The organism is Gimesia maris (genome assembly GCF_008298035.1).
Lineage (GTDB): Bacteria > Planctomycetota > Planctomycetia > Planctomycetales > Planctomycetaceae > Gimesia > Gimesia maris.
On sequence record NZ_CP042910.1, the window covers coordinates 1427808 to 1447626 of the forward strand.

The window sequence follows — 19819 nt, forward strand, 5'->3', positions numbered from 1 at the left end:
TGCGTTTTTTTGATTTACTCCAATCCCAATCCTTTGAGACGGTCCAGAAGCTTGTTTTTGCGATACTTTTTGGTCTCTTCAGTTAATTCTTTTTCTCGTTCAATCAGATTTTTCAGCATTTCGATGGCTTCATGGAACTCCAGCAAGTCCTGCATTTCGTTGAGAACGCCTTGCATTCGAACCAGCATGGAATCCAGAAGATCAATGCTGGTCTGGATTTCGGTCAGAGGGTTGCTGTTCTGTTCAATTGCCAGCCGGAACAGTCCCAGTCTTTGGTCGACATCTGGAAAATCCTGTTCATGAATCATCGTCAGGGGTTTGAGAATTTTGTCATCGATGCGTCCCAGAATCTGCGCGGTGGCGACCCCGTTGTTCACCAGCTCTTCCCGAATATCATGAAATGATTCCACTATGGATGCTGTTTCGGTCGCATTTTTTCGCGTTCCATAGAGTGATCGATCCGCCGAAACGGCGATGGCACTCTGATTTTCCAGTAATGTTGCTTCCCAGGCAGGGTCGGTCTGCCCCTGTTTCTGTTTTTCAGTGATTGCCTGAGATTCGCGAACCTGCGCGACGCGTTCTTTCAGTTCGTCACGTGTCTGCGTGACTTCTTTGAAAATCTGTTCAAATCGCTTGCGCAAATTCAGCTCTTTTGAATACAGGATCGAGAGTAATTCCTCATCGGTCACGATTTCAAAATGGTAGGTTTCGCCATGTACCTGATGAGGGCCACTCAGGTTGTCTGCGTCTTCCGCATGCACCGTCAGGCTGAGTTTCTGTCCGACTTTTAAATCCAGAGGCAGAACATCAAAACGTTCCCAGGTCTCTTTTTCATTTCGCTGTAAGGTAAATTCTTTGGGACGTTCCGCAGGTTTGGAACGAAACGGTCGAAGGCGGAAGTTTTTATCTTCGTCTACCAGAAAATCAAATCGAGCCGACTGGATGCCATAGTCATCTGTGATTTTCCCTTCGACGGGAATCATCGCTTTGCGGGTAATCGATTTGCCGATCCCTGTCAGGCGAGTATCAATTTTAGGCGGCTGATCAACGATACCCATAATGCTGAGGCGAATCGGTTCGGTCACCAGCAGTCCGTCTTCGTCTTCCAGGTAGATCCGCATCGGCTGATCTATGGGGAGAGGGATCCCGGAGGATGATGTCTTTTGATTCTCAGAAACCAAGGTGAAAGGAACTCGAAAAACCTGATGATCCGAGCCACACATCTGTTCTAATTGAGCAGGCGTGAAACTGGTCTGCTTTACAATTTCTCCCTGAGAGTTTTTCCAGGCGAGGAAATTTGACTTTGGGGATGAAGTTGCAGTCGCTGCTGGTTCCAGCTGTATTTTCAGCTGATCTGTTTCCAGGGAAAACCGGGTGATCGGCTTGTTGGCTGTGGAGACCATCTGAAAGTCTGTGTTGACGGGCAGCGCGATCTGAGTTCCCTGCACGGTCTGGAGATCAGGCTGTGATATGCCGGTCTCGGGATCAACTGTGTTTAAACCTGTATATTCCGGATAGCGACATTCAAGTTGGATCTGATCCAAAGTGGGGGTTTCCACAATTTCAATCAGATAGGGTTCCGGGTTGGTATAGTCATTGCCTGAGACCCAGATCTGCATTCCGTCCAGAACGTCCGTAATCGTATGTTTGAAGCGACCTTCGCCCAGTCGCGACATGACGGTTCGGCCTCCCTCTCGACCATTCTGCATGCGATAGGTTAACTGCACGCGTTCCGGGGACTTTTTGCCCTCGACGGTTTCCACTAACAGTGTCAGGTCATTTCCCAGACCATGTTTGTATGTCTGGTCCTGGAATTCGCGGATGCGGTCTCCCGGCTGGGCGATTACTTTGACGACCAGTCCTGTTTCGCGGTTCCAGTAATCATTTTTTAATTCCAGGTAGCCTTTTGCCCAGCGGGCCATCGCGGGCTGATTGACGACAGCCAGAATCAGGATGGAAACCGACAGAATCAGGGCACCGAAGAATGCCCTGCGCAAGGGACGTTTGTCAAAGACATCTTCCAGGGGAAGCTGACTGCTGCCGCGTGCGACATCTTTGACGGTCCGTTCCAGCATGGCGCGGGTTAAGGCATTTTGCGGTTCGTTGGATTCGTGCAGTTCAATCGCCGTTGCCAGTCGGTCATTCAACTCAGGAAAGCGACGCTCCAGTACGAGAGCCAGTGCTTTCTTTCTCATTTTTGTCATCAGGCGGAACAGGATAAACGTACCTGACAGAATCAGGATTGTTGTCAATGAAATTAATACAAACGAGGCGCGAAACCAGACAGGTAACTCAAAATGGCTGAGTCGGAAATAACCCCAGTCAACCACAAAGCTGATCCAGAATATCAGTCCTGCCGTGGCGAGTAGTTTGGCTGCACCTTCCAGCAGAATATATCTGCGTATTTTGCCCCGTAGCCGATTGAGTAAATCGGTAATTTCCTGAGGGATCGATAATTTGGCAGGTTCGTTCATTCGTTTATTCACGCTGATATTTCAACAAAGTCCAATTATGGGACAACAGACATATTGTACGATTAATCAGGCCAGTTTAAATAATTTTCTGGTCAGCCATTCCGCAGCCAGCAGACCTGCGAGCAGGAAGAAGACCCAGGCCTGATCCCAGAGTGTCTTCAGCCTCTCGTCAACCAGGAATTCTTCTCCCTGGTCAGGCAGAAGGGCAGGAATCTGTTCTGCTTCTTCCAGAGCGAGGTATTGACCACCGGTATCGCGGGCCAGTTCCTTGAGTCCTTTCACGTTCTGACTCAACGATTCATCTTCCAGTCGCGGCAGCAGAACCATAAGATTTCCGTCAACAACCTGACCTTTGGAATTAGGAACCGTGACTTCAAATCGATATTTACCAGGCAGGCCGGCACGGAAACTGGCGACATACTCGCCAGGTCGATTCCGGTCCTGCATGAGCAGTAGATTGGGAACCAGGGGTCTGCCTCGTGGATCAATGACCTCCATAGGCACGGATTCCTGGATGAGGGGTTTGAATTCCGGATCGAGCAGTCTGACTCGGACAGAGACGGTCTGTCCCAGAACATATTCATCCCGTTCCAGAATGAGCGTACCCCGTTTCGTACCCCGTTTCGTGCGGCCCTGTCCAATATTCCGGATGAGCTTCGTCCAGAACCGGTCGTAGTAATCTTCCTCCACAGAGCGCAGCCGCCACATTTCCGGGCTGCCCAGATAGAAACAGCGACCTTCGCCATAATACTGAGACGCCATCAAGATAGAGAATCCAAATTCCGTCTGAGTTTTCGGGTCGGGGAAGTGGGCATAAACCGTCGCAGCAGCTTTGGCACCGTTTGAGGGATAACACCGATAAATACCAGGGAAGTTTTCCCATAATTGCCGGGAAGTTGCCGGATCGTCGGTCAGCATCAGGAAGCCGGCATCCAGGCCGGCCTGAGTCCATTCGATCCTGCGAATCTGTGTCGCCTCTTCATCCAGGTAGTCGCGAACGAAGGAGTTGATAAACACGGGATACAGATCCAGAATAGACTGGTATTTTTCACTTTCCTGGGCCAGTTTAGGCGTGTAAACGTCGCCGGCCACCATCACGATTCCGCCGCCTGCTGATGAGACCCATTCATTCAGATTCTGCATCTGTTCTGCGGACAGCAGTTCCCAGTTCACGTCAAACGCGAGGACCACATCGTATTCAAACAGGTCTGCCCGTTCAGGAAATTCATACAACAGTTCGTTTGCATCCTGTGAAACCCCGGGAGGGGCAGACTGTAGCCAGACCGAAGACTGGATTGATGGATGACGGTAGAGCATGGTACGGGCGAAGCGATAATCCCGCATCGGGCCACCGGCGATGACCAGCACGCGTGTGGGGCGACTGAATACATTGACGGAATGTGCCAGTTCATTGTCCATGGCATTGGCATCGCCCGCCAGTTGATTGCCCCGAGCACGAACCACATAACTGATTTCACCTTCTTCAGCGGGGGTGCGTTCGAATTTGATATCGAGTGGCAGGCTGTCTTCGGTAGGCAGCAGGACATCTCGCGTTTCAACAATGGCTGGTTTTGCTTCGCCTGGAACTTTTCTCAGCAGTTCGATGGTAATATTTTTCCCAGGCATACCGACGGCCTGCACGATGGCGGTGATCTCAAAACCATCCCCGAACTGTACATCAGTGGGAGCGATGATTTTGGAAATCTGGATGTTCGCCGGACGAACCGGACTGCCGAGCCCCAGGGGAATCAGTCGTACTTTTGATTCTTTTGCCGCTTCATTGGCAGAAAGTAAGTCTATACCGGCATTCGATGCCCCATCAGTGGCGATGATTATTCCAGACAGCGTGGAGCCATTAATCTCACGAATCAGCTGTCCCAGCAGTTCTCCCAGGCGCGTCTCCAGACCCTGGGGCTGAAGCAGTGTGTTCCAGTCAGGTTGATCCGGAATGCTGGTCTCTGCCTCTGAAGCCGGTTTCGCAGTGTTCTCAGGCGAGTCCTGTTTCGGGAACACATGCAGGGGGCCGACTAAGGTTTTATCAAAGGAGTAAACACTGACCTGATGATTTTTCTGCAGGTCCTTGATCAGGGGAGAATCTGCCAGAAGTTTTTCGACTGCTTCCATGCGGGAGGCAACATTGCGGCTGGCAGGCGAACTTGTATTTGCCGTCACCAGTTGATTCGGGTGCCTCATGGAAAGCGAAGTATCGACCAGTACCGCGACCCGGGAAGGGCGAAACGACATTTTCTGAGTACGTTCATGCGGATTAAAAACAATGGCAATCAAAGCGACTAATACGCCCAGTCGCAATACTGCCAGCCAGCAGCGCCAGAACAGCGGGAGTTGAATTGAGTCTTTCCAGACTGTTCGGAACGATAACAGCAGTACCAGTCCCAACCCACCCAGGAGCAGCAGCCATCCCCAGCCTGAGGAGGGCGTATCGTATTCGATCGAACGAAACGCGGTCGTTTCGTCGGCAGCCAGAATCAGTGATGCTGGAAGGGAAGCAAAATAACTCATGCGGCGGCACCCGCTGTTTTAGGATGATAACTTAAACGATAGGCCAGCAGTTGTTCACAAATCAATAACACGAACAGGATCAGTAAAATGGCATTGGTGATTTCTCGACCTGCTTCCTGGCCTTGAATCCACTGGAATTCACCCGGTTCCTGAATCTGAATCTGTTTTGAATTGCCCAGCTCATTCATGAGCTCATCGGTCGTAGCCAGTTCCAGGTTACTTTCCGAAACGGGGAAGTTGAAGGCATACATGCGGGGCTCAATGGTCTGGTCCTGTTGCTTCAGCTGAACTGTATAAACGCCAGGCTGGTCTGTGTCCCGATAGGCAGTTACAAGTTGCAGAGTACTGTTGCCCGCGGTATCCGATTGCTCTTCAGGAGATGCTTTGAGGCGAATGGTTCGCCCTCCCTGCGTCACAGGTGTCTGGATTTCAATTTCATCTGAAAACCGTGAAGCATCGAGGGAAAAGGGGATCGGTGCGCCTACAATTTCTGCCTGCTCATGCGAGCGGGATTGTACCAGGTATTTTTGCAGTTCCAGCTGGAACACGATATAGCTGGGGTTGAATGCCCAGGTGTTCCAGGGCTCTCCCTCATTCGTCATGACAGGACCCGCCGACGTCAGACAGGTAATGATGCGACCTTTGCCCAGCCTGTGTTCAAGGATCAGCGGGGCCCGATTACGGAGCGTCGCGATCACATTCACACCCGATGCTTTCTCCGCCTTGGTCTGCAGCCACTGCTCAGAGATGGGGAAGTAACGTGAAATCGTCACCGCTTCGATGAGCGGATTATCCTGGCCGGCAAAGACAGAAAAGAGGGGGTGGTCACTGACATTCAGATCCACCGTGGTACTCGATTCCCGGACAGGCAACTCACGCGTAGACATTTCCAGGGGAGCAGGAAACAGACCATTACCATTTTTATAGAGCTTTTCATTATAAAAAGCAGGCTGGAGGGAAGGACCTGCAAACCAGATGAGGCCGCCTCCGTCAGAGACAAATTTCTCCAGAGCGGCGACGGCATCCAGAGGCAGTTCTGCGACATTCAGCAGATAAATATTTTTAAACTGGCTGAGAGGATGTCTGCGCAGATAGTCGACATTCTCTACAGAAGGAGCAAATCCGGTCGTCGAAGCATCGGGTGCAATCGCCGTCTGGATGTACATCCACTCGTTGCCGGAGGGGTTGCCGTCAACAATCAGGACCGGGTTGGAGGGTTTGACATTGATAGCCATATACCGCTCATTGTCGCCATCCAGCGCGTCGTTTGTCAGGCTGACATTGATCTCGTGCAGCCCGGGTTTGTTGAAAACCACGTCGAAGTCTTGTGAGATCTCACTGCCTGCTTCGATTTTATCAAACACGATACTCATTGGAAGCTTCGTCTGATCGACAAACGCAGACACGCGCACGTCTTCGGCGACCTGTTCTCCAAAATTCTTCAGGCTGATCCTCAGTCGGAGCGGCACATCCACGGCAGCGACTTCTGTCGCCCCCGAGAGTTCGGTGATTGCCAGATTGGATTGAGAATCGGGGACCGTTTTGATGAGGTTGATTGCCGTATCGCTGTTGCTTAATTTTTCGATCGTCGAGGCGACCCCTTTCTTTTCCTGCCAGTCCGATTTACGGAAGTCAGAAATCAGGTGGAGCGTTTTGATGATGGCCCGATCCTCGTTCAACAGGTCGACGGCTGCTTCCAGACCCTGGTTCAAATCCAGGCTCTGGTGCGAGCAGTTCAGGTTGGAGAGTTTGGCGTCCAGTTCGTTGATCAGCTCTTCATTAATATCACGCTGTAGAAACAGGGGTGCATCGGCGCGCGACAGAACGATCAAAGAGAACTTTTCCGTATTGGGACGATTGGCACCTTCAGAGGCAATTTTACGAATGACCTGCAGACCTTCTTGAAAGCCCGTCTGTTCTCCCCAGGCATTCCGCATGGAGCCACTGTCGTCCAGCACAATCACATGATGTGATTTGGCACCGTGAAACATCGACATCTGAGTGGGGTCCAATATCAGACGGCCGATTAACAGCAGCAGGCAGATGATGAGAATGATACGCAGTAACAGCAGCAGGAGCTGTTCGATCAGCACGCGACGCTGGTTGGTCTGCTGGCTTTGCAGCAGAAATTCCATTGCAGCAAATTGCACGCGTTTATACTGGAAGCGATTAATCAGGTGAATGATGATCGGCGCAGCAATCATCAAAGCGCCGGTCGAGACCAGTGCGGAATTCACAAAATGTTGAGTTAACCATGCTTCCATAAGTCGAATCGTCTGTTACAGGCTGGAGAGAATCGGGGGATTTGGTTTCGTTTATTGTCGGATGGATTGCTGCATTCCGATGCGATGATTCAAGTAGTGGGCCAACGCAGCATCGAGATATTCGCTGGTCCGGATTGTCTGGTAGTCAAATTTATTTTTGGCACAACGTCTTCTGATTTCATTTAAAAATTCATGCATGGCTTTGAGATAACCGTCCCGTAAAGAACGGGGGTCACACACCAGTTCTCCCGCTTCTTCCATGCCTTCAAATCGTGTTGTTCCGCTATAATCAAAATCCAGTTCCTGGTCATCCAGGATATGCAGCAGCATCAGATCATGACCGCGATACTGCAGTAGACGTAATCCTTTGAACAGACTCTCTCTGTCAACGAATAAATCGGATATGAGGATAATTGTGCCTTTTTGCGAGCGCGTTTCTGCCACTTCTTTCAATACGTCATAAATGTCAGTTTTTTTTGCTGGTTTTTCAGAGGCCAGCGCCGTCAGCAGAGCATTCAGGTGATTTCGTTTACTTAACGCGGGAACGCGGTTGCGAATTCCGTCGTCAAAAGTGACCATCCCTACTGCATCCTGCTGTTTGAGCAGGAGAAATGCGAGGGCCGCCGCTGCCGTACAGCCGTATTCATATTTAGATAACGGACCGGTTCCGAACTGCATGGACTCACTGACATCCACCAGCAGTGTGGTTTGCAGGTTGGTGTCTTCCTCATACTGCTTGATGTAGTATTTATCTGTTTTGGACCAGACCTTCCAGTCGATATTTCGCACATCATCACCGGGGGCGTACTCCCGGTGTTGAGCGAATTCGACAGATTGCCCGAAGAAGGGACTGCGGTGTAAACCCGACAGGAACCCCTCGACGATCGTGCGTGCTCGAATTTCCAGACGGGAAATGCGAGAGATTGCCTCAGGCAGCAAAAATTTTCTGTAATCTTGGGTCACTGGTCAGTTCGCCTTCCTTAGACGGTGTCTCTTCAATCAATCGCTCAATCACACGATCCGAGGTAATCCCTTCCGATTCAGCAGAGAAATTGGTCACGATTCGATGTCGTAATACCGGTGCAGCCAGGGCACTGATATCTTCTGTCGAGACGTGAGTATGACCATTGAGCAACGCACGTGTTTTTCCGCCGAGCAACAGGTTTTGAACGGCACGCGGTCCTGCGCCCCAGCTCAGCCATTCGTTCACAAACTCGGGGGTACCCGGTTCGTTCACGCGGGTCTGTCGGACCAGAGCCAGGGCATAATCAATCACATGATCCGAGACCGGAACCTGCCTGACAATCTTCTGAATCTCCAGGACATCGACTGCATTCAATACATGTTCGATTGTATTTTTGGAATCAGATGTCGTCTGCCGGGCAATCTGACGTTCTTCCTGGAAGGAAGGATACCGGACATAAACCTTGAACATGAAGCGGTCCTGTTGTGCTTCTGGCAGTGAGTACGTGCCTTCCTGTTCAATCGGGTTTTGTGTCGCCAGTACAAAGAAGGGATCATTCAGCAGATGGCGGGTCTGACCGACACTCACCTGGTGTTCCTGCATCGCTTCCAGCAGCGCGGCCTGAGTTTTGGGAGGCGTACGGTTGATTTCATCCGCCAGAACCACGTTATGGAATAAAGGACCCGGGATGAAGCGAAACTCCCGTTCTCCCGTTTCCCGGTTCTCCTGCAGCACATCGGTTCCGGTGATATCCGCGGGCATCAGGTCCGGGGTGAACTGGATGCGGCTGAACGACATGGAAAGTGTCTGGGCCAGCGTACTGATCATCAGGGTTTTCGCCAGACCGGGAACCCCTTCCAGCAGACAGTGCCCTCGGCTGAATAAGGCAATCAGCAACTGCTCAATCACATCATCCTGACCCACGATGACTTTTGAGATCTGCCCGTGGATCTGTCGGTACGCAGAGCTCAGTTTATCAATTGACTCCTGAGTGATTTCAAACTCAGAAGAGTCAGAGGTATCTTGTTTCACTTCCGACATCCGTTTTCACACCTTTCTACAAAGGTAAACACTGCTTGGCGCAGAAAGTTCCGTAAACTCTATCGTAATACCTGTGGCAGGACTTTGCGACCATAAATCAAGAAATTACAGGGGTTTCCTGCCAATCTGCGGTAACCGTCAAAAGGCGGGAAGGACTCTGAAAACCGGTTTACGTCGTTGCCCGCTGCCCGTTTCCTGTTAAGTCAGATGCCTCCCCAACGACGGGGGGCACGACTTCTGATCAAGTCTCTGAGAAATGATTGATGACTCAACAGAGAAACAGATTTACCAGGGACTTTCTCTATTTTACTCGAACGGTCAGTCCGGGGAAGGATTAAAATAGGCTTCCCGAAGGAACTTGTCAGAAAGCAGATGCGCAGGCAACATCAGGCGTGACGTTCAGTTAAGTACTGTACGAGATGCATTTGTGTTTTCAATCCCAGGCGAGCGGGGTTTTCCAGGCGGCTTTCAGTTCATCCAGACTGGCGCTGATCGCGATGCCTCCGTTAGTACCTTTGATTGTGAACTGACGTGTGCCAATCACTTCGCCGATTTCAACCAGCGGCAGTTCGCCGAAACACTCATACAAGGCATCGATTTGATCCAGTGGCACTTCCAGCAGAAAACGCGTATTGCTTTCAGAGAACAGTAAACTGGGAGTAGATAACTCCAGTGCTTCAGGAAGTCTGGTGGGATCCAGTTTCATTCCGTATCCGCCGGCAAATGCCATTTCCGCTGCTGCGACTGCCAGACCGCCTTCGCTCAGGTCGTGACAGCTTCTGATTAATTGCTTTTGAATGGCCAGATGCAAAGCTTTGAAGAGTTCCGGCGCTTCTTCCTTATCAACCTGGGGTACCTGCCCCCCTTCCAGGTCATTCACCAGGGCAAAGTGACTGCCTCCCAGTTCATCGTGTGTTGTGCCCACCATGAAAATACGATTCCCGGGGGCTTTCACGTCCATCGTAACGGCGTGGCTGACATCGGCAATTTGACCGATGGCACTGATTAACAGCGATGCGGGAATGGCGACGGTCTCTTTTTCTCCCTGTTCATTCTCAAAAGAGAATTCGTTATACAGGCTGTCTTTACCGCTGATAAAGGGAGAGCCGTACGCGATCGAGAATTCTTTACAGGCCAGGGCAGCTGCGACCAGACTGCCCAGCGTTTCCGGCCGATCTGTATTTCCCCAGCAGAAGTTATCGAGGATCGCGATTTTAGCCGGGTCAGCACCGACGGCGACACAATTTCGGATCGCTTCGTCAATCGCAGAAGCCGCCATCCAGTGTGTGTTTAAATCACCATAGCGGGGATTCATGCCACACGAAATCACCAGGCCGCGCGTTGAGGTCAGATCGGGGCGAACCACTGCTGCGTCCGATGGACCATCATTTTGAACTCCGACCAGTGGTTTGACCACACTGCCAGCCTGCACTTCCTGATCATACTGTCGAATGATCCATTCTTTGCTGCACACATTGAGTGAGCTTAGAATCGATGTCAGATCTTTCGTGTAATTGTCCCGTTGCGGTGGGGTCAGGGGAGTGAACGCCGGGATCTTGTAAACGGCTTCTCGCACGACAGGAGGACGTCCATCATGCAGAAAGGACATCTCCAGATCCGCCACCACCTGGTCCTGGTATTTCAAAACCAGGTGACTGGTATCAGTAAATTTTCCAATAACAGAAGCTTCGACTCCTTCGCCGGCACAGATTTTTTCGAAGGCTTCCCAGTTTTCTGGTGGAACAGCCAGGACCATGCGTTCCTGCGCTTCGGAGATCCAGATTTCTGTATAAGACAGGCCAGCATATTTGAGCGGACATTGATCCAGCCAGACTTCTGCGCCGGTTTTTTCACCCATTTCGCCGACAGCACTGCTGAATCCGCCGGCGCCACAGTCGGTGATCGCCGAAAACAGTTCTTTGTCTCTTGCTTCCAGAATGACATCCATCATCATTTTTTCGGTGATTGCATTTCCAATCTGTACCGCACCGCCGGAAAGCATTTCACTTTCTGAAGTCAGTTCTGCAGAAGAAAAGGTCGCGCCGTGAATACCATCGCGGCCCGTACGACCACCAACAGCGACGATATAGTGTCCCGGTTGTGCCTGCTGCTTTTCCGACTTCCCTACCGGTAGCATCGCCACATTACCGCAATAGACCAGGGGGTTACCCAGGTACCGTTCGTCAAAATAGACGGCTCCGTTGACGGTGGGAATTCCCATGCGGTTACCGTAGTCACGTACACCGGACACCACACCGGTCGCGACTGCTTTAGGATGCAGGACACCTGCGGGAAGTTCAGCGTAGGGAATATCCGGGGGAGCGAAGCAGAACACATCGGTATTGCAGACCGGTCTGCCACCCAGTCCGGTCCCCAGCGGGTCGCGGATGACACCCCCCAGACCTGTATTAGCACCTCCATAAGGTTCCAGGGCCGAAGGGTGGTTGTGTGTTTCCACTTTAAAGCAGACGTCCTGTTTGTCATCAAAGGTGATGACACCGGCATTATCCGCGAATACGCTCACGCACCAGTCTTTATCACCCAGCGATTTGCGGATTTCGGTGGTCGCGGCGAAGATGGTTTCTTTCAACATGTTCTCGAAATGCAGATCGCGCTCGCCATCTTTGAAGTGAATCCGTCCAGCGAGTGTTTTGTGAGAGCAATGCTCACTCCAGGTCTGTGCGATACTTTCCAGTTCAACGTCGGTCGGATCTTTTTTCTGGCTGACGTAGTAGGCTTTGATGGTTTTCATCTCGGTCAGATTTAAATACAACTGACCTTCCCGGCTGAGTGTTTCCAGCTGTTTATCATTCATCTCACGAATGGGAATAGTAACCAGTTCGAAAGTATATTCACTGCCGAGTTTAATACTGTCCATCTGCAGGGGACCACGTACGACATATTCAATGGCTTCGTTCGAAAGTACTTTTGCAGCCATGCGGTCAATTTCATCAGTGGATGCATCAGAGTTTACCCAGTATTTACGACAGGTGGCGACATTCTCGACAGCCAGACCCAGGTCACGGATCGCCTCGCGGGCACTGTTGGCGGTATTGTCAGTGACGCCAGGTTTGAACATGACATTCAACAGTGGTTCGGAGTCGGTTGTTTCTGGTGTGCTGCCAGACAGGATGCGAATCTCAAATGTTTCCACAATCGGGTCTGCCAGCAGGGTGCGGGCGATCGTGTCAATGCCCGTCTGATCCAGATTGCCTTCCAGCAGAAAGGAGTGGGCGGTCTGGACCGTCCGGATTGAATTTGCACCGAGTACCTGGCATTCTTTCAGAATCCGGGCTCCCTCACGGTCGATCTGATTGTCCGCTGGTTTGATTTCGACTTCGCAAAGCATGTGTTTTCCAGTTACTGTTGATTCCATCGGAATAATGAAAGGTTCGTTATTGTCACTATGGTAGTCAGTCGAAAACCTGACCTGTCCAGCTGATTACGGGGCTGAATTTAATGCGTCGTGTTTCTTTTTACCTTCTTCCAGCAATTGCCTGAGACGCTTTTCATCGTGGTTCTGAATCGCATCCCGGAACTGCTGTAGAGACTGAGTATATTTATCAAGACTCTTCACAATCGCGTCTCGATTGCTGAATAGAATATCAATCCACAAAGTCGGGTCCCCACCGGCAATGCGTGTTGTGTCCCGAAATCCGGTTGAGGTATATCTGGTGTTTTCTGTTGCTAAAGTCGCTGCCAGAGCGGAAGCGACCACATGGGGCAGGTGGCTGGTTTCCGCCAGAATCAGATCATGTTTCTCTGGAGTTGTCTGCAGCACATGCATACCCAGTGCTTCCCAGAATTGTCTGACTTTGGAAACAGCCTCTGTCGGCACTGACTCTTCGGGAGTGATCACACACGGGCGATCCTGAAACAGGTTCTGATCTGAGAATTCAAAACCGCTTTTTTCTGATCCGGCCAGGGGATGAGAGGCGACAAAAGTGACCTTTCCCGGCAGTGTGCCTTTCAATTGGTCACAGATCTGCTGTTTCGTACTGCCGACATCAGTTATAATCGTACCCGGACGGCAGTTTTGCGCGACGGTCTGGATAAATTGGACGATATGATTGACAGGTGTGCAAACTATCACAAGGTCTGACTGTGCTGCTGTTTCTGCAATGTTTGTTGTTCCCCGATCCAGTAATCCAGACTGCTGCGCAGCCCGCATGCGGGAGGGATTTCGGCCTGCGCCGAGGATGGTTTCAGCCAGATTACGCTGTCGAGCAGCAGCGGCGATGGAACCTCCCAGCAGACCAACGCCAATCACGCCGATCGTCTTGAAGAGGTAGCCATTTTGAGTCGTTGATTCAGTCATGCCTCGTATTGTAGAAGCCCCGATTCGGGATTTCCAGCGGGCGGACCACAGTATCAACGACCTGTTCCAAAAGTCTGACAAACTTGTAAGTGATTTAATCAGAATCTTTTGTGTAGAACCTCATTTCTTCTCTGCGATTCGATACAGATAACTGTTGGTACGCAGATAAATGCTGCCTTCGCTGACGGCAGGAGATGCATTGAACAGATCCTCATCCGATTTGATCTCATTTCGAGCCAGTTCGACATATTCAGGCCCGGCTTTCAGCACAATCACACCACTGTCCCGGGTTGTCACGTATAGTTTACCATCTGCCAGAACGATCGAAGCGTACAGTCTGGCCCCGGTAGGCAGGCGGTTTTTATATACCACTTCGCCATCTTTCGCATTCAGGCAGAAAGCAATTCCCCGATCGCTGGCCCAGTACAGATGGCCGTCGTAATACACGGGAGAAGTTACATTGGCTCCCACGTTGACTTCCCAGAGCTTATGAGTTTTCGTGACATCACCTTTTCCCCCCGGACGAACGGCGATACTGCGGTTGCTGCGACCTCCCAGGCAGTAGAGGATGCCTTCATTCTGCACCACGACCGGCACAACGTAGTCCTGAATCCCTTCACAGGTCCAGAGTTTTTTCCCCGTATCAGGATCAAAGCCAAAGATCTGGTTTTTCTGATTGACCACCAGTTCCTGTTTGCCGCCCGGGACATCCACAATCGAAGGGGTGGTCCAGGCGCGTACGATCTCTTCTGCTTTCCAGGCGACTTCACCATTACTTTTGTTCAACGCATAGACGGTTGAACTTTCAATGCTGGCGTTCACAATCACAAGGTCTTTATACAGTATGGGAGACGAAGCAGATCCGAATCCGGCTGTGCCATCTCCGACATTCGCCTGCCATTTCAGTTTTCCTTTCAGGTCGTAGGCGACAACACCCGATGTTCCAAAAAAGGCATAAACGCCCGTTTCATCACAGGCTGGTGTACCGCTGGCATAACCATGATCGACAATCCGCTTGGTGATTTTCTGAACTTCATTCAACGGGGAGACTGATTCATCCCACATGATTTCGCCACTATCCCGATTGACGGAGATCACATGCAGCCGCAGATCGGAGGGGTTGCCATTGTCTTCTTCAGTCAGTCCATAACCGGTGTAAGAAGTAACGAATACCTGATTGCCGAACAGCACAGGACTGGAAGAACCATGTCCGGGAAGTTTGGCCTTCCAGACAATATTCTTTTCTGAACTCCATTCAGTGGGAAGTCCCGTTGATTGTGAAACACCATTTCCAGAGGGACCACGGAATTGAGACCAGTCCGCTGCCTGAGTCTGTTGAAGTACTGAAGTCAGGAAGGCAGCCGTGAGCATCACGGATAGAATGATTCGGATCATATTCAGCATCCAATGGATAGAGGGAGGCAGGGTTTTAATGAATAAACAACAAAACCAGAGGCAAGTTTCGAACTGATATCAAATTAGAAAGTTTTATGTGCGCAGGCAAGCAATTTTCCCTTAGCAGCGCTAAATTGTCCCGCTGCGAATTCAGATCAGTCGGGAAATCGGGGTTCCGTCGCTGAGTGCCAGCGGTCGTCCAATGGGTGAAATGAGTTCTTTGGTGTAGTCGATTTGCATTTTCTGCAGGATGGTGGAGTACAGGTCCTGGATCCGGACGGGATCGACGGGCTTTTTTTCTTTACCGGTCGGATCCGTCTCACCCAGTATCAGGTTCCCTTTCAAGCCGCCTCCACCGACAATGCAGGAAAAACCGGTGGGCCAGTGATCGCGTCCATCGAGTGCGTTAATTTTGGGGGTTCTACCAAATTCACCAATACAGAGTACAATCGTCGAGTCCAACAGATCCCGTGACTTCAGGTCTGTGAGCAAACTGGAAAATGCCGGATCCAGAATCGCGGCCTGGGTCTGGTGCCCGGTATAGTTATTCGCATGGCTGTCCCAGCCGTTGAGATTCACCTCGATAGAATGTACGCCTTGTTCGACCAGTCTGCGGGCGACCAGGCAGCCACGACCAAAAGGAGAATCGCCGTAGGCTTTGCGAACTGCTTCGGGTTCTTTTTCAATTTCAAAAGCATTCAGTTGTTCCGAACTCATCATGGTCAGAGCACGATCAATGGTGGACTGATGCAGTGTTTTCTGAGTCTGAATGGACCGTCCTCTTCGAAAGGCCTGCGTGACGACGTTCAGGTTTTCGAGGCGCCGCTCCTGGCGGGGTGCACCGACACTGGCCCGCATGTTTCCGATGTTCCTGCCCGGATCAGGAACGCGGAAAGCATCCAGATGCCCTCCCAGGTAACCGCCCCGGGCAGGAAACTGTGTATTCCCCATGGAAATATGCTGTGGGATTTCCAGTTGGGGATTGGGCGCCTGATGTGTGATGATTGCACCCAGTGCGGGATAAACGGTCGTCGGTTCAGGGCGATAACCGGTTTTCAGATATTTGGTCCCGCGTTCGTGGTCGCCTTCTTTAGAGACCATGGAGCGAATCACGGACATTGAATCCAGTTGCTCTGCCAGCAGGGGATACATATCGGAAATCTGCAGGCCGGGAACCACTGTTTTGATCGCTTTGCCTGGACCGCCGATGGTGGTTCCCGGATGGGGATCCCAGGTTTCCAACTGACTGGGGCCGCCTCCCATCCAGAGAATGATAATCGATTTTCGACGTTCTTTTCCCCGTTTCTCTGCCGCTTTTAAATCGAATCCAGGCAGCATAAATGAGAGTGTGCTGCCGACGGCGACTTTGCACAGGTCGCGACGGCTGATTTTGCTGGAGATGAGATGGGAATCAAACATGGTTCAATGGTTCCAGGAAAATTCAGGAGAATTATAAAGAGCCCAGTAGAGGTCTTCGGTGATTTTGACACGCTGCTGTTGATTTGTTGCAGACTGATACTGTTTCAGAAAATAGTCGCGTTCCTCTGAAGTGGGAAGTCGGGTCAGGCAAACCAGGTAGCAGGTTTCAATCCGCTTTTCCGCAGGGACGTCGAGTGAAGCAATGCGACCGACCGAGTTCAGTGGAGATGCACTGCCGTTATCTTTTGCGAACTCGCCATTCATCCGCAACAGCGCCTGCGGGATCGTACCGGGAAAATCATTGAGTTCATCGCTTCCCAGGTCACCATATTCTTTGACAAAATTGAGTTCGGAGAAAAACCGTCGTCCCCGCATAATCAGGTTGGAGTTCTGATCAATGGTTTTGAGTGAAGAGGCCTGGAGCATTGAGCCAATGATCTGCTCGGGTCGCAAACGAACGAGTGGAAATAATGCCCAGTTATAGGTGGCAGTATCGATCTGGTCTGCCGATTCAGATTCGGATTCAGATGACAGATGAAACGGTCTGGATGCAACAATGATCTGGATCAGCCTTTTGATGTCATATCCGTTTTCGCGGAAGTCCTGTCCCAGGATATCGAGCAGACCAGGTGGAGATTGGGAGAGATCTGTGGGGGCCGGCAGATCATCAACGGGATCAATATAGGGGATACCAAACAGTAGACCCCAGACGCGATTTGCTGATGCCCGTTCAAAGCGGCGGTTGTCCAGATGGGTGACCCATTCCGCCAGTCGTTCTCGCAATGTCCCTTCTGCAGGCAGGCATTCTGTCAGGAAGGGAACGCGGGGCGCGACTTCGCGCTGCTCCAGTGTCATGCGGTCTTCCACTTCATATTTTAATTTCCTGTTCGACCGTACGCCGAGCACCTGCACTTCAACCTGGCCATAAAAAGCAGTCAGCCCTTCGAAGTCCGATTGCTTCCAGTGATCAAAGGGATGATCGTGACACTGTGCACAATCGATTCGCTGACCCAGAAATGCTCGAACAGTGCTGCCGGTCAACTTGGTTCGATCCAGATTACCGTCCGCGACAGCAGAAGTAATAAAATTCGTTTGGGGGTCACCGGTCCAGAGTCCTTCGCCGGCGATCAGTTTGCGCACCAGTTCGTCGTAAGGAGTATTTTCCTGAATCTGTTCACTGAGCCAGGCTTTAAACCGATCGCGGCGGAAAATAATAAACTGTCCCTGGGCAACGCCGACAAACGCGCGGGTGAATCGTTCAGAGAAGTAATCGGCAAAACGACGGTCGGCGAGCAGCTTTTGTGTCCAGCGTTCCAGACGGTCTGCGCCCTGCATGCTTTCGAACTCACGGATTTCTTCAAGAGAAGGCACGGTGCCGTGCAATGCCAGGGATAGCCTTCTGAGCTGTGTCAGTTCAGAAACCGTTGACGCCGGAGGTGTCTTTTTCTCTGTCCATTGCTTTTCAAAGAACCGATCGACCTGTTGAACGGTGTCAGTGAGAGAGTCTGTCTCAACGAAAGTGGGCGGAGGGGAAGTCTTTTCAACCGGGCTGCTGGATGCCCAGGTAACCAGAGTGACAACCAGACCCACAACACAGAGGGGCAGGCAGACAACTTTCCAGTTAGGGGCATGGGACTTCATGGGTTTATCTCGAAATGACCGTATTGTTTTCCTCAAAAGTATGGGAAGAACGAATCTTCCCGACTGTTAATCATACCAGAGAGGGAATTCGATAGTTTCATTGAATTCTTGAAACTATCGAGTTTTTTCTGAGTATCAATATTACCGGGTCGAAGTTCCCCAGGGGAAACTTCTCGATTCTGTCAGGAAATTCTGATATAAGTACGACTTAGCTGGTCCCGGTGTGCAGACATGATTTAACAGGGACTTTGAGACGATTTGCTGACAGTCCTGAAATCATCTGTCTGGCATTGAACAGCTACAGTGATTGACAGGTGTTAATTTGAAAACGCACGCTGATTCCGGGGATGTCATCAATGTTTCTGTGCCCCCCCGAATTCCTGAACATCAGAGGGAGCGGGCTATGAACGAACATACCATCCAGCAGACAGATTCGACCGACCCCTCTGTCGAGAGCCCCGGTACAGCTTGTGAAATCACTGACTTCCCGGATGAGCCGGCCGGCACGTTAGGCAGCACCACCGAGATTGAACAGTTCTATCCTGATGAAGTTGTGGGAAACATTTCTCCCTTTCCTCATTTGTTGCGTCACCCTCTCAAAGCTGCTTTCTGGGTGATTCGCATGGTCTTCGGTATTGCCTGCCTGGTATTGTTTCTGGCGCTCATCGCTGCCGTCCCCATTGTGAATTTTATCGCGCTGGGATATCTGCTGGACGTGGAAGGACGTGTGGCGCGAACCGGTAAGATCCGTCTCGCTTTTCCTTTACTGGATATTGCCCCGCGACTGGGGATGATTGTGATTGGTGTGGCGCTCTGGTTGATTCCCCTGTTTCTACTGGCGGGAGCTGCCGCGGATGCGCATCTGATTGATCCCGGCGGAAGCAGTGATCGCAATCTGCACTTGATCAATCGGTTGGCGGCCATTGCGATTGCGGTACATCTCTGTCTGGCATTAGCACGCGGCGGGACGTTCTGGTGTTTCGTGCGTCCTCTTAAAAATGCAATCTGGCTATATCGGCAGATCCGCGCCGGAGGCTATCTGGACCGGGCTGCTGGACACGTCAGTGGATTTTTTGCTTCGCTGAAACTGGGGAAGAACTTTTCGCTGGGACTGCGTGGTTTTCTGGGGGCTCTCATCTGGTTGATTATCCCCTCGACCATGTTTGCTGCTGCCAGTTCACCCGAGGGAGGGCAGAGGGGGGCTGTCGCAGTCACTCTGCTGGGAGGCTTAAGTCTGGTAATTGTACTGGGGTGGTTGCCTTTGCTGCAGGCACACTTTGCTGCCGAGAACCGTTTTCGTGCCATGTTTGAATTAAAGACCGTCAGACGAAAATTCAAACGTTCTCCCCTGTTATGGATGTTGTCGCTGGTTATCGTGTATCTCCTGTCTCTTCCGCTCTACCTGTTTAAGGTAGCAGCTCTGCCACGCGATGCGATCTGGGGAATCACGCTCATCTTTGTCGCGACGATTTACCCGACAAAAATTCTGCTGGGCTGGGTTTACCATCGGGCTTCTGCAAAAACGAAAAATGCCTGGTTCGGCTGGCGCTGGTTGAGCCGCACGCTCATCCTGCCGCTGTTGGCAGTCTACGTCTTTATTCTGTTCTTTACCCAGTTTATTGGCGTTCATGGAAACCGGGTTCTAATGGAACATCATCTGTTTCTGTTGCCGGTTCCGTTTTAATTCTTTTCCTTTCGGCATTTAAATCTTGCTGTCGCCCGGTGTTGTGTCATTCCTGTCAATACAGTTCTCAGCTTACTTAGAGCCAGGTATCTTTGTTTG

Annotated in this window: 11 protein-coding genes; 1 reads left to right on the forward strand and 10 read right to left on the reverse strand. The window is 51.2% G+C overall.

Features of this window, described 5'->3' with window-relative positions:
- Positions 1–14: 14 nt before the first annotated feature.
- The 10 genes from GmarT_RS05465 to GmarT_RS05510 all read right to left on the reverse strand — a co-directional run bounded on the left by GmarT_RS05465 (position 15) and on the right by GmarT_RS05510 (position 18036).
- A complete protein-coding gene (locus tag GmarT_RS05465; protein ID WP_002645904.1) occupies positions 15–2474 on the reverse strand; it encodes a hypothetical protein in 2460 nt (819 codons plus the stop codon).
- Between the two features lie 66 nt (positions 2475–2540).
- Positions 2541–4994, reverse strand: a complete 2454-nt coding sequence (locus GmarT_RS05470; RefSeq protein ID WP_002645903.1) for a vWA domain-containing protein — start codon at positions 4992–4994, stop codon at positions 2541–2543.
- Positions 4991–7258, reverse strand: coding sequence for a BatA domain-containing protein (locus tag GmarT_RS05475; RefSeq protein WP_002645902.1), 2268 nt, complete (start codon positions 7256–7258; stop codon positions 4991–4993). The genes GmarT_RS05470 and GmarT_RS05475 overlap by 4 nt, the downstream gene beginning before the upstream one ends.
- 51 nt (positions 7259–7309) lie before the next feature.
- On the reverse strand, positions 7310–8197 hold the full coding sequence (locus tag GmarT_RS05480) for a DUF58 domain-containing protein (protein ID WP_002645901.1): 888 nt from the start codon (positions 8195–8197) through the stop codon (positions 7310–7312).
- Positions 8187–9263, reverse strand: coding sequence for an AAA family ATPase (locus GmarT_RS05485; RefSeq protein WP_002645900.1), 1077 nt, complete (start codon positions 9261–9263; stop codon positions 8187–8189). The genes GmarT_RS05480 and GmarT_RS05485 overlap by 11 nt, the downstream gene beginning before the upstream one ends.
- 433 nt (positions 9264–9696) lie before the next feature.
- Complete coding sequence (gene purL / locus GmarT_RS05490; protein WP_002645899.1) at positions 9697–12612, reverse strand: phosphoribosylformylglycinamidine synthase subunit PurL; 2916 nt, start codon at positions 12610–12612, stop codon at positions 9697–9699.
- A 93-nt stretch (positions 12613–12705) separates the two neighbouring features.
- Complete coding sequence (locus GmarT_RS05495) at positions 12706–13638, reverse strand: prephenate dehydrogenase (RefSeq protein ID WP_149302470.1); 933 nt, start codon at positions 13636–13638, stop codon at positions 12706–12708.
- Positions 13639–13701: 63 nt separating this feature from the next.
- Positions 13702–14976: an outer membrane protein assembly factor BamB family protein gene (locus GmarT_RS05500; RefSeq protein WP_187782344.1), complete on the reverse strand. Its 1275-nt coding sequence runs from the start codon at positions 14974–14976 to the stop codon at positions 13702–13704.
- A gap of 150 nt (positions 14977–15126) precedes the next feature.
- Positions 15127–16395 (reverse strand): DUF1501 domain-containing protein, encoded by a 1269-nt coding sequence (locus GmarT_RS05505; RefSeq protein WP_002645896.1) that lies wholly within the window; start codon positions 16393–16395, stop codon positions 15127–15129.
- 3 nt (positions 16396–16398) lie between these two features.
- Positions 16399–18036 (reverse strand): DUF1549 domain-containing protein, encoded by a 1638-nt coding sequence (locus tag GmarT_RS05510; protein WP_002645895.1) that lies wholly within the window; start codon positions 18034–18036, stop codon positions 16399–16401.
- Positions 18037–18439: 403 nt separating this feature from the next.
- Here GmarT_RS05510 and GmarT_RS05515 point away from each other — a divergent pair, with 403 nt between their 5' ends.
- The gene (locus tag GmarT_RS05515; RefSeq protein WP_002645894.1) at positions 18440–19720 is read left to right on the forward strand and encodes a DUF4013 domain-containing protein; all 1281 of its coding nucleotides are present in this window, start codon (positions 18440–18442) and stop codon (positions 19718–19720) included.
- The last annotated feature ends 99 nt before the right edge of the window (positions 19721–19819 follow it).